The sequence below is a fragment of the Serratia sp. JSRIV002 genome, from assembly GCF_019968725.1.
GTDB classification, from domain to species: Bacteria; Pseudomonadota; Gammaproteobacteria; order Enterobacterales; family Enterobacteriaceae; genus Chania; species Chania fonticola_B.
The window spans coordinates 4,143,101-4,156,070 of sequence record NZ_CP074143.1; the positions used below are offsets into that span (position 1 = coordinate 4,143,101).

General features: G+C 52.5%; 12 protein-coding genes. All 12 read right to left on the bottom strand.

Annotated elements, in window-relative coordinates:
• Positions 1 to 13: 13 nt before the first annotated feature.
• From KGP26_RS19435 to KGP26_RS30430, 12 genes are read right to left on the bottom strand one after another with little or no spacing between them, the layout of a single operon-like run.
• Positions 14 to 1,288 carry a DUF3430 domain-containing protein gene (locus tag KGP26_RS19435; protein WP_223664463.1) on the bottom strand — a complete coding sequence of 425 codons (1,275 nt, stop codon included), beginning with the start codon at positions 1,286 to 1,288 and terminating at the stop codon, positions 14 to 16.
• 14 nt (positions 1,289 to 1,302) lie between these two features.
• The gene (locus KGP26_RS19440) at positions 1,303 to 2,328 is read right to left on the bottom strand and encodes a DUF6453 family protein (protein WP_223664464.1); all 1,026 of its coding nucleotides are present in this window, start codon (positions 2,326 to 2,328) and stop codon (positions 1,303 to 1,305) included.
• Positions 2,325 to 5,534 (bottom strand): host specificity protein J, encoded by a 3,210-nt coding sequence (locus KGP26_RS19445; RefSeq protein WP_223664465.1) that lies wholly within the window; start codon positions 5,532 to 5,534, stop codon positions 2,325 to 2,327. Before KGP26_RS19445 ends, KGP26_RS19440 begins: the two co-directional genes overlap by 4 nt.
• A gap of 60 nt (positions 5,535 to 5,594) precedes the next feature.
• On the bottom strand, positions 5,595 to 6,194 hold the full coding sequence (locus KGP26_RS19450) for a tail assembly protein (protein WP_223537398.1): 600 nt from the start codon (positions 6,192 to 6,194) through the stop codon (positions 5,595 to 5,597).
• A 54-nt stretch (positions 6,195 to 6,248) separates the two neighbouring features.
• A complete protein-coding gene (locus KGP26_RS19455; RefSeq protein WP_223664466.1) occupies positions 6,249 to 6,674 on the bottom strand; it encodes a hypothetical protein in 426 nt (141 codons plus the stop codon).
• A 40-nt stretch (positions 6,675 to 6,714) separates the two neighbouring features.
• Positions 6,715 to 7,416 carry a C40 family peptidase gene (locus KGP26_RS19460; RefSeq protein ID WP_223664467.1) on the bottom strand — a complete coding sequence of 234 codons (702 nt, stop codon included), beginning with the start codon at positions 7,414 to 7,416 and terminating at the stop codon, positions 6,715 to 6,717.
• Between the two features lie 2 nt (positions 7,417 to 7,418).
• Positions 7,419 to 8,171, bottom strand: a complete 753-nt coding sequence (locus tag KGP26_RS19465; protein ID WP_223664468.1) for a phage minor tail protein L — start codon at positions 8,169 to 8,171, stop codon at positions 7,419 to 7,421.
• A gap of 9 nt (positions 8,172 to 8,180) precedes the next feature.
• Positions 8,181 to 8,534, bottom strand: a complete 354-nt coding sequence (locus KGP26_RS19470) for a phage tail protein (protein ID WP_223664469.1) — start codon at positions 8,532 to 8,534, stop codon at positions 8,181 to 8,183.
• Positions 8,534 to 11,959, bottom strand: coding sequence for a tape measure protein (locus tag KGP26_RS19475; protein ID WP_223664470.1), 3,426 nt, complete (start codon positions 11,957 to 11,959; stop codon positions 8,534 to 8,536). The genes KGP26_RS19470 and KGP26_RS19475 overlap by 1 nt, the downstream gene beginning before the upstream one ends.
• A 37-nt stretch (positions 11,960 to 11,996) precedes the next feature.
• Entirely contained in the window at positions 11,997 to 12,284 is a 288-nt protein-coding gene (locus KGP26_RS19480; RefSeq protein ID WP_223537698.1) for a DUF4035 domain-containing protein, read from the bottom strand.
• Positions 12,284 to 12,703 (bottom strand): phage tail assembly chaperone, encoded by a 420-nt coding sequence (locus tag KGP26_RS19485; protein WP_223664382.1) that lies wholly within the window; start codon positions 12,701 to 12,703, stop codon positions 12,284 to 12,286. The genes KGP26_RS19480 and KGP26_RS19485 overlap by 1 nt, the downstream gene beginning before the upstream one ends.
• A gap of 12 nt (positions 12,704 to 12,715) precedes the next feature.
• Positions 12,716 to 12,967 carry an Ig domain-containing protein gene (locus KGP26_RS30430; RefSeq protein ID WP_371824952.1) on the bottom strand — a complete coding sequence of 84 codons (252 nt, stop codon included), beginning with the start codon at positions 12,965 to 12,967 and terminating at the stop codon, positions 12,716 to 12,718.
• Between the last annotated feature and the right edge of the window lie 3 nt (positions 12,968 to 12,970).

Genomic DNA, 12,970 nt, shown 5'->3' on the forward strand with positions numbered 1-12,970 from the left:
CTAGCCTGACTTTTTAGTCAGCTAATGCCGACTCTGGTATGGGGATTGAATCATCCGGAACATATTCGGCGAATTGACTGTTTGGAACGTTTAGGCGAACCATTAAAAACTTACCTTCAGGGATATCGATGCTGTCACCATTGGCGTAACCGTCAATGTTATTCTGCAACGCAGAAATGGGACAATCATTTGTCCTGTGGTACGTCTTGAATATAATTGAGCCGTCCTTTTTCACTTCATAGTCCACCCACAATAATGCACTGCCGTTTTCGTCCTTGGGTACTTCGAATTTCCAACCATTATCGTTATAAAAACCCAAACACCCATCAACGTGATAAATGCCTACATCAAGCCGCTTGCAGGTAACCCCCTCCGACTCCATATTGTTTTTGCAGGTACCATCCCGATAAATACTCGTTACCGGTGAGGCCTTTTTAAGGTATCCGTTGCCGTCAACGACGGTATTCAGACTATGCCAGATAACTTTATGCCGAATCCAGCCAATGCTTGTTTGACCGCATGATACTGATAGATGATTTTCAGTAGTCGCAAAGTTAAGCACGGCATACACGTCTTGAGTGCGGCACCAGAGCGATGGCCCCCACGCAGGGGTTTCCCATCCTCCGGTATTGATGGCCGTATTATTGCGAAAAGCAATGAGGCCACGTTCGCCTACCACCCCTGGAATATCGTTTATATTATTTAGCGAGAACCCTTGATAGCCTGACCAACCACCACCCAACCCCCATGCAGCATTTAACATCACCTGGTCTTTGTTAGCTCCAATATTGGCCGTGGCTGCAGTACCTAGCTTTAGATTTGAGCGAGCAGTAGCGGCATTATCAACGTCGCCAAGGTTATTAGACTTGCTAAGCTTTTCAGAAAGCTGGTTTGTAAAACCACGCCATGCCGGGCCAGTAAACGCACTGCCATCGGGCAACTTGACCGTGACATTACCCGTGCCGCTGAATACCTGCTGCCAGTTGTCTTTGTCATAGTTCAGCCCGCGCAGCGCTCTTGATGCTTCAGCGACGAGCTGAGCGGTGATTGAGTTCTGTGTTTCACGCGGCACGGCTGACCATGCTGCTCCGGCTTGCGTAGGGCCATCGTAGACGCGGATTAGCGTCACCTGTGTCGCGTTATCGACGGTTTTCACCGGCAGTGTATACGTAATGCCACCGACAACCGCTACAACAAAATCACCGGGCTTCAGTTCTGTTATGAACGCCGTACCCACGCCTTTAACGGTAGCCGAGTTGGTCGTGAGCGTGATAGTTCCTGCTGGCATAAGCTGCCCCTTATTTAAAGACTAAAATAATCTGCGGCGTCCAGTACGGGCAGATTGATTGTTGTCAGCCGATACTGAATATTGATTTTGCTATGGTCGTAACTGTTGATGTATTTCGTGCGCCAAGCCGTAACACCACCGCCAGCCATTCGCATTCCAGCATGGCGATAATCAAGATAGTTATTCGATAGATTCATACCATCATGAATACCAAGGCGGCAGAGTGGGACCAGCGGCTTTGCTGTCGCCATGAGGGGGTATGCATAGTTACCCGGTATGCGCTGCGTGTTTAATGAATTACCACGATAAAGCATCGGTGCATTATCCGACGAGAAGGTGCACTGGCCAGCAGCATTCCAGATTGCCAATCCATAGCGTGGAGGAACCGGATAAGAGCCGTTTGAAAAGATGCATATCCACATCTGGCAATCTGCACTGCCGTCGCTGATGACATCTCTACCTGCTTCTCTATAGACATTCACAGTCATGCTTTCACGGTCAAAATCCACAGCGCGATCACCACGATCCCAGTAAGCAAAAACAATCGCGTTGGCACGATCAGGAATGTCGGGGATTGCCCAGGCACCGCGCACGGTAACAACACCACGCCAGACGCATTTCCCCGCAACGCCCAGATCGTTAATTTCGCTGTAATCTGTTGCATCGATAAGCTGGAGTCCATAACGAGGTACACCTCCAGCGCCTGATACCTGAAAGGCATCAAACTCTATGGGACGCCTGCCTTTGTCCTGCCTGGAATTAAATCCATCAAACCAGGCATGCACTGTACCTCCCGATATTTGTACACCACTGCATGATATTACCCTGGGAACCGCGCCTGTTTGAATAATGGCAACCGTTCTTCTTGGGACAATAAATAATGAGGCTCCAGGCGAGAGGTCGGGGTATGACCATGTTTCTCCGTTTTGGTCAAACTCTGGGTTAAAAAAGCCACGATAGGCGCAGGCTTTAGAACCGTTGCTGATATCAACACCCGCACCACCGTCTTTGGGATAAACTACAAGTCCATATCGGCTCAATATGTCCTCCCGAGCTTTGTTCTTATTTGCCCTGCACCGTCGTAAACTGCCACACCATCGTTATTGACAACAGTCCTTCCAAGACCAGGCACTGAACCATTGATTTCAACATATCCATCCCTGAACCCCAGTTTCATACCAACGCCCCCCGGAGAGTAATTATCTGACTGGAGATAATCCGTAATTTGAGCGCCACCGATTGATGCGTTTTTTATTTTTGCTGAGGTAATAGAACCATTCTGAATAAAGGCATCACTGATAAATACCTGCCCATTAACCACAGCAAAAGGCGAATATTGGTTTTCACCGCTACCGCTCATCAGTACGAACTGATTGGCGTTAAATCCGATGCGAGTTACTACTGGCTGGCCAGCTTGCGCCAATACCGCAATAGACATCCCGGCGCTGTAATACACGCCATTTATCTTTACACCGGCTTTCAGCGTATGCACCGCCGTTGCGCCAGCAACATCAACCGTAGCCGTCAGTTTATCTTCCAGAGCCGCGGTAACGCCCCCGATCTGCGCCTGCACCTGCGTCGCCATGTCAGCAAATGCCTTATCAACCTCAGCAATCGTTGTTTTGACAACCAGGATATCGGCACGCACTTCGCCGTACTGCGCCCACTGGTGATCTACCGTGGCGTTATTGGCCAGTGCATCCTGGAGAATGCCGTCGAGGCTCATGTTGATCTGGCTGGTAAGACGATCACCATCAGCTGACGACATAAAGCCATCACCAATATTTTCAAGATAATCCCCTCCATTGGCGTTGGATTGCCCCCGCACCCACTCAATCCAGTCGCCCTGGTTTCCTGTGCGATCAACCAATCGCGCGCGATACCAGAATTCCTGGCCCGCTTTCAGCCCTGATTGTTCATAACTGCGCTGCGGATAGGGTACGTCTGAAAGCAGCATGGCGTTATTGCCCGCGGGGTTATCAGAATATTGAATTTCCGTCTTAAGCGTATCTTCGGCACCCGAAGGAAATCCCCAACTGAGTGCTATCCCCCACAATAACGGCGATGCAGTAAACCCCACAGGCTTGGGTGGCTTCCCTTCCTTGCCGTTAAGCTGCGTTTCCATGGCATTTGCCCAGATACTCGAAATTTCAGCAGCGTTAATCGCTCGGACGCGGGATTGGTAGCGGCCTGCATAAATGCCAGCAACTTCGAAACCGAGCGTTGATGTACGGGGGCCGGGTATCCAGTTGCCATTATCACGCCGCCACTCCGATTCGTAAGCGATCGCCCCTTCGACCGAATCCCACGTAACGCGCAATGTGGTTACAGCCAGCCCTTGGCTTACCTTTGTAAAGCTGCCGATCTTAACGTTCTGCGGTGGAGCCTGAACGCCAGGTGGAATGACAGTGATCGGGCGGTCTTCGATACGTGCGCCTGTGTCGATGCGGGCGTACTTATTCGGATCATACTCGATGGCCGTTATATCGAACGAAACACCGTCTTCTTTTTCAGTGATGCCAGTGACGCGGAATTGTTGAATGGCCAGGTCGGTCGCATCCACAGCCCATACGCACTCTGACACTGGCACTTCGCTGTAGCCGGTCGAGACAGTGACTACTTTTCCGCTCACGGCACTGATTGTGCGGGCCTGTGATTTGCCGCTGGGCAGGTTCACAATCAGACGCTCACCGACCTTTGCCGACGACACGCGATCAAGCGTGATGTTGCGGCCAGAAACAGCACTGATACGGCCACCAAGCGGGCGGCCAGCCATTGCCTCATCTGCAACACCGATGATCCACCCCGGCAGCGGGATATTGCCATCCATGCCTACAGTGAAGTTAATCAAGCGGTCTTTGTCATTGGTCAGCAGTAGCCACTTTCCTCGGCGGATCGCTTCGGTTTGCCGGGTGCAGCCGATGGCGGTCAGATCGGCCTGCTTGACGTTGTAGCGGCGAATAAGCTCATTATCGAACACCGACTCTACGGAGTCCTGGTAGCCGTTGGCCGGATCGCTCCAGCTCACCATTGCCGTGCTGTAGTGCGTCTTTTCGCTGGCGCTACTCTCTGTAAACAGCCCGTCTTTGACGTTGGCGCGGGTATAAATGTAATCCACGTCGCGGGGCATGTCTGCCAGCGCATTCATACTGTTGTTTGCCCAGTAGGTCATGCCTCGGAAGATGTTCGCGAAGTCACGTAAAACCGTCCAGGCTTCCTCTTGGGACTGAATGTAAGCATCACAGAGAAAGCGTGGCTCAGTACCGCTACCCCCGCGACCATCAGGAACAAGCTGATCGCAATATTGCGCAATGGCGTACAAGTCCCACTTGGTGAGCGCCAGATTCTCGGCTTTCACACGGCTGCCAATGCTGTAGCGGTCATTGATAAGCAGATCATAAAACACCCACGCGGGATTATTCGTCCATGCCCATTTAAAGCTGCCGTTCCAAGTACCGGTATAGGTGCGACTGATCGGGTCGTAGGTCGTGGGAATGCGGATCACGCTACCTTTCGGCTCACAGGAAACTTGCGGGATGTTCTGAAACTGCTTCGCGTCGAACTGGACGAATAACAGAGCCGTTTCTGGGTACCGGAGTTTCACGTCGATCATCTCCGTAATCGACTCAATAACCATCTTATCGGCTAGCCGGTTACTGGTGCTGTTCGGTGTTAGGCGGCGTACACGGATCTGCCAGCCGCTGAACGCTTTCGGTAAATCTATGCGGTGGCTACGCTCGTATTTGGTCGTGGTTTTACCATCAACGGCCGCGGTCAGCATTTCACGATAAGCACCTCCGTCTGTCGCAACGTCGATCGCGTACTCGATGCGATAACCGACAACATCGCCATTATCCTGCTGCAGATGCAACTGTGACCACGAAAAACGAATACGGCAGGCGGAAAGCTGGGTATTGGTCAGCGAACGAACCCACGGTTTTAGGCTGGTGAGCTCGGTGCTAACGGTGATCTCGTTCTCGACATCCGGCATACCGGGAATATAGTCTTGGTCGGGGGTACCTGGCCGAAACGCCCACTTCACACCAGGAAAGTTTTCCGATCCGTCATGGCTGATGATCGGGGTGCCATCAAGAAAAATGTTGGTACCATCCAAACCACCGGCCAACTCCCCTTCGGCTAGCGCCAACAGGATTTTTGCATAAGAGGTGGATTGCAGAGAGTCATTGGATTCTACAGGTGTGCGCGCATCACCGCCGCCACCCTTGCGGCCTTCTATCACAGACATTGGTTTTCTCCAGGCGTAAAAAAACCAGCTCGAGGCTGGCCAATGAGGAAAGCGGGTTACTTACTGCTGGTCTTCCGCGAAAATCCCCGCTGAGATGATTGCACCGCCGATCCGGCGCTTGCCATAAAGAATCGGGACGGGATTCCCTTGGGCGATCGTGTTCACTGGCCCGCCAAAAGCATAGGACGGCTTATTATCTGGGCTTTCACGTCGAGCAAGGCCGCCCTGCTGGGGTGATAGCATCTGAATCGCCCCGCCGAGCATCATTGCGCCCCCCATTTGAAAACCAAAAGTTGAGAATGGGTTTCCTGGTGCAAAGTAATAGCCGATTGCTGACGCAGCTACTATTACGGCACCTAGAATTGTTTGGAAAACACCAGCCTTTTTACTGCCGATAATCATTGGAGCAATACGGATATCTTCACATCCTGAGAACTCAAGCTCATCTTTGCCGATATTCTTCTTCCCAATAAAAACAGAGAAGGTTAGCCCTCTTTCTTTAGCTGTTTTCAAAAAACGCTCAAAGCCAGGAATAGTTATAGAAAGTGCCTTGATAGCTTCTTTTGGGGTTGATATGACCAGTTTATGAACCCGGCCAAACCTCGCCCCAAGAATGCCATATAGTCTGACCATTCTATATTCATGCGGTGTAGTGTTCATGCTCCCTCCAAAGCATAAAAGGCCGCTTTGCGACCTTTTATATGAAAATTAGATTTACTGAATGGTGGTTGGTTTTATATCCACATTACCATTATTATCAGTGAAAACTCTTAAATTCTTCTCTTCACCAGGCTTAATTATAAAATCACGCTCTTGCCTTTCTTTCCCCCCAGAACACAACCCCCTTCCTTCATGCCCTGCTCCAACAATCCATTCACCACTATTAATATGAAATGTTGCTTTCTCTTTAGTATCTAACTTCGCTACTCTTGCGCCATTTAAAAACACTGTTATATAACAACCACCACCAACCACCCCGCTATCTCTAATGATAGTGAGGGATGAGTCGCCTTTCGATGAATCTTGATAATTAAAAACGCGCTCATTTGGCGCAGTAATGGCCTCTTTTACTGGAACCGCGTCCGTAGCACACCCAGACAATAGAGTTGTGGCCGCAAAGGCTAAAAGTAACTTCCGCATTCTGTTATCCCTCTTATGGTCAAGGAAAGATAATAGCAGATCAGGCACTATAGCGAAGCGTGATAATCGTCCTATCCTGCCAATATCCATCATAAGGAACATGCTTACTTAGTTGACCATACATGTGGTGGAGCATCACACTATCGCCAAGATAGACCCCTGCGTGGTTCGGCTCGTCGGCACGCACCTGCATAATAATTACGTCCCCCACCAGCAGATCACCGGTAGCCGGTATAAATCCAGCCTCGGCATAGTGCTGCATGTAAAGGTTTTCGCCGCGCTCCCACCAGCCATCCGAACGCTCGAAGTTGGGTATCTTGATATCGCACTCCAACTGATACCAGTCCCGCACGATAGCGTAACAATCCCATATGCCATGCACGAACGTACGGCCCAGTAGCGGCTTAATACCATTAGTGGGTATGATCGTTCTAATATCCCCCTCCGGCCAGCTCGCAATAATCCACGGAAGCTGTGACAGGTCACATTGCGCCACATCGAGTTGGCTGGGTTGCGTCGTAGCGTCCGGATGGCTGTGAACAATGGCGACAATCTCGCCGGAATCCTCCGCGCTGGCGTAATCCTCCGGGTGCATACTGAATTGCTCGGTGGGCTCCGAGGCGGTATTTCGACAGCGCAGATATTGTTGCCGCTTGCCGACTTGCACAACCAGCCCGCAGCACTCTGCCGGGTGACTTTCTTCGGCATGCGCCATTATGGCGCTGATAATGTGCTTTCTCATGGCTACCTCTTCAACAATGCGGAGCCGGGGAAGCCACCGAACGGCAGCGGATTACCTTTCCCCCAGCGAGGTTCGCAGCCGGTGGACAACAGGCCCGAACAAACATCTTTAGACGGGTCACTAACCGGCTTGCCGTCTGCGTCAAAATACTTGGTACCGGTGTACCCGCAGGACGCTTTGCGGTACTGACCACGGATGCACCAGGTACAAAGGCTATGGATCTGCCGGGTTGGGATCATGATGCCCTGCAGGTCAGCAGGCGAAGATAGCGCAAACTGGATGCCGGTATTGTTGCCGCTGATCTTGCGGTCGATGTACCACACATCAACTTTTTGCTGTGTCGAATCGGCCTGCGTATTGCCCTCCGGAAAGTTTCGAGCATCAAGGTAATGTGCGTAGGTGTCGCGGATCGTGACCTTGAACATAGCCAGATTTTGGTATGCCAGGCACATCGAGCCAACGGTGCCATCGATATTACCGACTGACAGCGTGGGGCTCGGCGCGGTACCGTCGCTCGTGACTTCCAGCCCCTCGATCACTACCGGCCACGGCTTGTACTCTCGCCCGCCGAACCAGATAGATTTTGCCGGTAGCTTGGCTGGATCATCACCGGCCTTTTCCAGCTCTGCCGGTGTGAACGGGATCGGGTGGCTGTGAAAATACAACTCCGGCCCGCTAAATTGACTGCCGTCCACTTCGAACAGGCGTATTTTACTACCAGGCTCTAACGTCTGGTGATCGGTGTTGATAGACATTGGTTTTTCCTACGGTCTGAAGGCTACTTCAAAGGTGGCCGCAAGCTGATACATCTGATCGCCGCGGCCATTCTTACCCAGTGCGGTTACCTGATACGCTTTGCAAGTGAACAACCCGGCTTCAAAATTTGGTGTTGTCCACTTAAACGCTTTATACCCGGCATGCCGTTTGAAAAAACTCCTGATCTCATAAGTTCGCTTCCAGTTGCCGACAAAGGTTAATGACCAACTTTGGAGCTCAGTATTCAGCCCATCGCCAACCTGCTGTTTATAGCCATCGCCAAATTGCACCTCACGAACCCGGAAGGAGTGATCGCCTGTCGGGTTTACCCTGGCAGCATAAATGAACGTTTCCAGCGCCATTATCTGCCCCCTCTGATTGCCGTGGTGATCCTGCCCCCTTGGCCTAAGTCCTTACCAATCAACGCCCGATAACGCTGATCGACAAACGCGCCCACTTCACTACCAAACTGTTCCATGCCTGGCGGTGCTGATGTCGTCGTTTGCCCGCTGCTTTCAACCGTAATATTAACGATCGGCGCGTTACTGCCAACGCTCACACCGATCGGTTGGCTAGCAGTCGTTGCCCGTACGCCCAGAGAACCGCTAGCATTGGGAGGAGAAACTAACCCGCCCGTTGCATAGCCACGCATCATGCCGTAAAGGTTCTCTACGCCTATCCGTTCCGTGGCCTCTTTGGTCATCACGAACTCGCCTCGGTGCACCACACCAGCGGGTTCATATTTACCGCCAGCACCTGTGTAGCCGCCAAGGTCATACTCAGTCCAGCTCGTGCTCAATCCCATCGCGCCCGTTCCTGCCGATCCTGCTGCGCCACTAACCCCGGATGCCGCCCCACCAATGCCACCGGCAAGCCCACCGACTACGCCGGTGATCGTCTGCATGATGGAACTGGTAACCAGCGCTTGCGCGGCCATATCAATAAGGTTTTGAACGATGGATTGAGTCAGGGAAGCGAAGAGATTTGTTACCCCCTCCTTGAACGTTTGGGTGCCTGTCAGCAGACCGGTAAGCATGTTGCTTGCCCGTTCCGTGGTTGCCTGGAACATATCGACGGCCACCTTCTGCATATCGCCTTGACTGGCATACAGTTGCAGTGATGCCTGGTAACGCTGCTCCATCGCTTCACGATCCGCCGCAACAATCAGCTGATTGGCGCGGCTTTGCGACACTACACCCGCAGTGGCATAGCTCTCGATCAGCGCCTGCCGTTTAGCCAGTTGGTTTTCAAGATTCTGGATAGGATCGACATTACCGGCCAGCTCAGCGGTACCGGAAACCGCGTAACGCTGGGCGGCCTCGGCCTTCGCCTGCAGATAGGCGGTGTCGATATCCTGCTTGCGGCGGGCGATGTCCTCCGCCCCCTTGATTTCACCATCTGCAATCTGCCGCTGCAGTTGCTCGCTAGCCCTTTTCTGGGTTTCGGCTGCCTGGCGGTAAGGGTCGTTGGAAATTGCTGCGGAGCGATCCTCATTTTTCTGCTTAAGTTTCTCATACACGTCATTACGGGCAATCAGCTCTTTCTTTTGGGCTTCCGTCCACTTAGTACCCGCTTCCATTGATGCAGCAAAAAGACGGGCGGCCGCATCGCCATCTTTTAGCCGGACACCTTCAATCTGGATTTCCTTGTTCAAGCTGGCGATCTTCTGCTGGTAATCACCCGCGACACTGGCTCCTGCCTTGGTGGTCTTGTTGCGTTCTTTCTGCTGCTCCTGAAGGTTGTATTCAGCTACGGCATTGGCCTCGATAGCTGCTTTTTGATCCTTCATATCAGCAACGACATTGCCAGCGCCATCAACTTTCAGCGCCTCACCTTTGATGGCGTCCTGTACGGCTTTCAGTTTTGCCCGTTCGACGCCTTCAACTTTTAACAAGGCAAGACTTTCTTGCTGTTTTTTAATGAAGTCGTCATATTTCGCTGTATCAACAGGAGGGGTTACGCTGGCACCTGATTTTCCCTGTTCGGCGTTGAGCTCCTTAAGCACCTGGAGCGTTGACGCCAACCCCACCGCCGCAGCTTCTGACAGGTGGAAAGTTTCAACCAGCCCCTTTTTAAAAACATTAAACGATGCTTCGGACTCAGTGGTTACACGGTTCAGTTCACCTTGCAACTTGGCTTGATCTGCAATTGTTCTACCCAGTTTGGTCTGGGCATCGCTCAGGTCACGAGTGATTTTATCGTATTTTCTCTGAAGTTTAGCCGCATTGGTCGTATGCCCGTTACTTTCCCCCTGCGTAACGGAGAACTGCTTGACCAGTTTCAGCCGCTCAAGCAGCTCAGCCTTTGCATTTGCCTGAGCAGAGGTCAGATCGTCAATATTGTCTCTTTGTGCCTTGATGGAATCGCCCGCCTCAGCGAGAGCACCCTTCAGTTGCACCTGATTAAGCTCACGCATCTTCTCAACGACGGAACCCAGCGAATCCGCATAGGCAATGGCTGTCTGTTGAGCCTGTTCCTGCCTTTGGTTATAAACATACCAGGCAGCAGCGCCTGCCATAATTAATCCAGGGAAGCCGCCAACCAGGCCAAGCGCCCCTGACATTAATCGGCTACCCAAGCCTGTCACATTATTCAATGCGCCTTGTGCGGCAGTTCTGGCTGCAATACTGCGCGTAACGCCACGCTGCGTAGCCTCCAGCCGTCTTTCCGCTGCCGCCTGCCCATCCGTTCCCCGCGCAGCGGCCAACGCCTTTTGTGCGCGGTATTCAGCAGCCCTTGCTCTGGCTGTTGCGACCTGAGTGCCTCGCACCTGTGCAGAAGCCAGAGCGACTTCGCCACGGTATGCGGATACCATGCCCGCTGTGGCGCTCCCCACACTTGACACCATACCGCCGAAATAGCGCACAGCGCCAACAGACACCAGTGCACCAAGAGATAATGCGACGGTATCAATGTTTTTAGCTAATCCATCCAGGATGCCGGAAAGTGCTGCCGTGGTTCCTGTCGCCTGGTTCTGCCCGCCAATCCACTGCATAAATGCGTTGTTGATGCGGGTTGACGCCGCGCTAACGCTATTAGGCATCGTTTCATATTCTTTCCTCAATTGGCCAAGCTGACTGATCAAAGCAGGAACGATCTTCGGGTTTGTCAGTTCTCCAGCATCAGCAAGCCCTTTCAGATCTTTTTGCGCAACGCCAAGACCATCCGCCAGCGCTTTCATAATCCGCCCACCGGACTGCGCAACGGAGTTGAAATCCTGCCCGCGCAGAACACCGCGCCCCAACGCCTGTGATAATTGGGTGATTGTTGATTCGGTGTCCGCAGCAGAAGCCCCTGACACTTGCAAACCGGTAGACAACGCTTCAGTAAGAGACAAAATATCCTTGGTTGTGTACCCATATTCACGCAGCGAACTTGATGCTTTCGAAAAAAGACTGGCGTTAGATTCAAACGTTGAACCAGTATATTGGCTGATCCGCATCAGCTCGGTTTGTGCAATGCTGAAATCCTGCGCAGACGTCGTCGCAAGCTTTACCCGCGCATTCAGCGAGTTCCAGTTGTCAGCCATCGCGATCAGGTTGCCGGTAGCAAACGCCCCGGCGAAAGCCCCCGCCATCGCCAGAGCACTGCCGCGCACCGTGGCAAGTTGCCCGTTCAGATCGGCTAAAGCCCGTTGACTTTGTCGGGTCGCATTCGCCGCCTGGCGGTTCCCCTGCGTCATGGTTCGATGATAATCGGCCCCCATGCGTGAGGCGCGGGCGATCTCCGATTGGAACGAACTGGAGTTGGCCGATATTTTAATGATGAGCTCGCGCAAAGATGCCATATTTCACCTATAAAAAAACCCGCTACGTGAGCGGGTATTAATCAGCCAGATTTCCCAAAAATGCCTCAAGCCCTGACGTATCTTCTTCCGCGTCCTCCGCTTCCTCATCTTTATTCCAACACAGAAGTTGGCTGGAAATAGACAGAGGATCTTTCGCTCGCTGGGAGTTGAAAACGGCCGTGGCGATTTGCGCCGCGTGGTAATCATTGCGCTCGTCGCCAATCGGGCTTATCCGGTTAAAGGCCATCCACATACGCAATTCACTGACGCTGATTGACTGCTGCAGCTCGCCCAGTGTTTTACCCAGGCGTAAAGCCAGTTGCATCAAGAAGAAGGTTTCTGGCTCTCTGACTTTTTTTCAGCGTCTTCCTGCGAAGTTTGCAGGGCAAGCGCCTGCTTGAGCAGACGGGAATGCACCGGCCCGTAAAAACCCACCACCTCGTCCAGCTCTTTGCAGGTAAATACCGGCTTTTGATCTTCATCGAGCAGAACATCGATAAACATCACCGCGTCAGCGCGGATGTTACGTTGCGTCTGCTCTGTAATTGAAAGCTCGACCGCCTTTGCGCCCTCTTTGGACTCTGCAGGCTCCATAATCTCGCGCCACTGGCCCCAGCCCGCTGGCGAGGGTTCTCGCAGGATCACCTTCGCCCCATTCCACTCGGCGACCTCAACCAGCTTGGTGCGAAAACCCGCCATTGGTGCCGACGCCAGCGCCTTAAGGCTTAATTTCTTTGCTGCCATGGGTTAATGCTCCTATTTGTCCGTGACGGTCACGACACACGTAGCCGTTTTAGCGCCGTCCGTGGTCTTGACGGTGATGGTTGAACTGCCAGGGGTAAGACCGGTAATGACGCCCTTATTGGTTACCATGACGCTTTCGGGTGCCGATGATGCCCAAGTCATGCCGTTGTTAGTGGCTGACGCCGGGGCGATAGTTGGGGTCAGTGTGATGCTGGCACCAACAGCCACGGAGGCGGTGGATTTATCCAGCGTGACGCCAGTCACTGG

Bases quoted from the DNA above. Each gene is read 5' to 3' on its own strand.
- KGP26_RS19470 (WP_223664469.1), bottom strand. From the start codon at position 8,534: ATGGCGCTGGAAACGTTCATTTATGCTGCCAGGGTAAACCCGACAGGC.
- KGP26_RS19465 (WP_223664468.1), bottom strand. From the start codon at position 8,171: ATGTCTATCAACACCGATCACCAGACGTTAGAGCCTGGTAGTAAAATA.
- KGP26_RS19435 (WP_223664463.1), bottom strand. From the start codon at position 1,288: ATGCCAGCAGGAACTATCACGCTCACGACCAACTCGGCTACCGTTAAA.
- KGP26_RS19480 (WP_223537698.1), bottom strand. From the start codon at position 12,284: ATGCAACTGGCTTTACGCCTGGGTAAAACACTGGGCGAGCTGCAGCAG.
- KGP26_RS19485 (WP_223664382.1), bottom strand. From the start codon at position 12,703: ATGGCAGCAAAGAAATTAAGCCTTAAGGCGCTGGCGTCGGCACCAATG.
- KGP26_RS19455 (WP_223664466.1), bottom strand. From the start codon at position 6,674: ATGCGGAAGTTACTTTTAGCCTTTGCGGCCACAACTCTATTGTCTGGG.
- KGP26_RS19450 (WP_223537398.1), bottom strand. From the start codon at position 6,194: ATGAACACTACACCGCATGAATATAGAATGGTCAGACTATATGGCATT.
- KGP26_RS19445 (WP_223664465.1), bottom strand. From the start codon at position 5,534: ATGTCTGTGATAGAAGGCCGCAAGGGTGGCGGCGGTGATGCGCGCACA.
- KGP26_RS19475 (WP_223664470.1), bottom strand. From the start codon at position 11,959: ATGGCATCTTTGCGCGAGCTCATCATTAAAATATCGGCCAACTCCAGT.
- KGP26_RS19460 (WP_223664467.1), bottom strand. From the start codon at position 7,416: ATGAGAAAGCACATTATCAGCGCCATAATGGCGCATGCCGAAGAAAGT.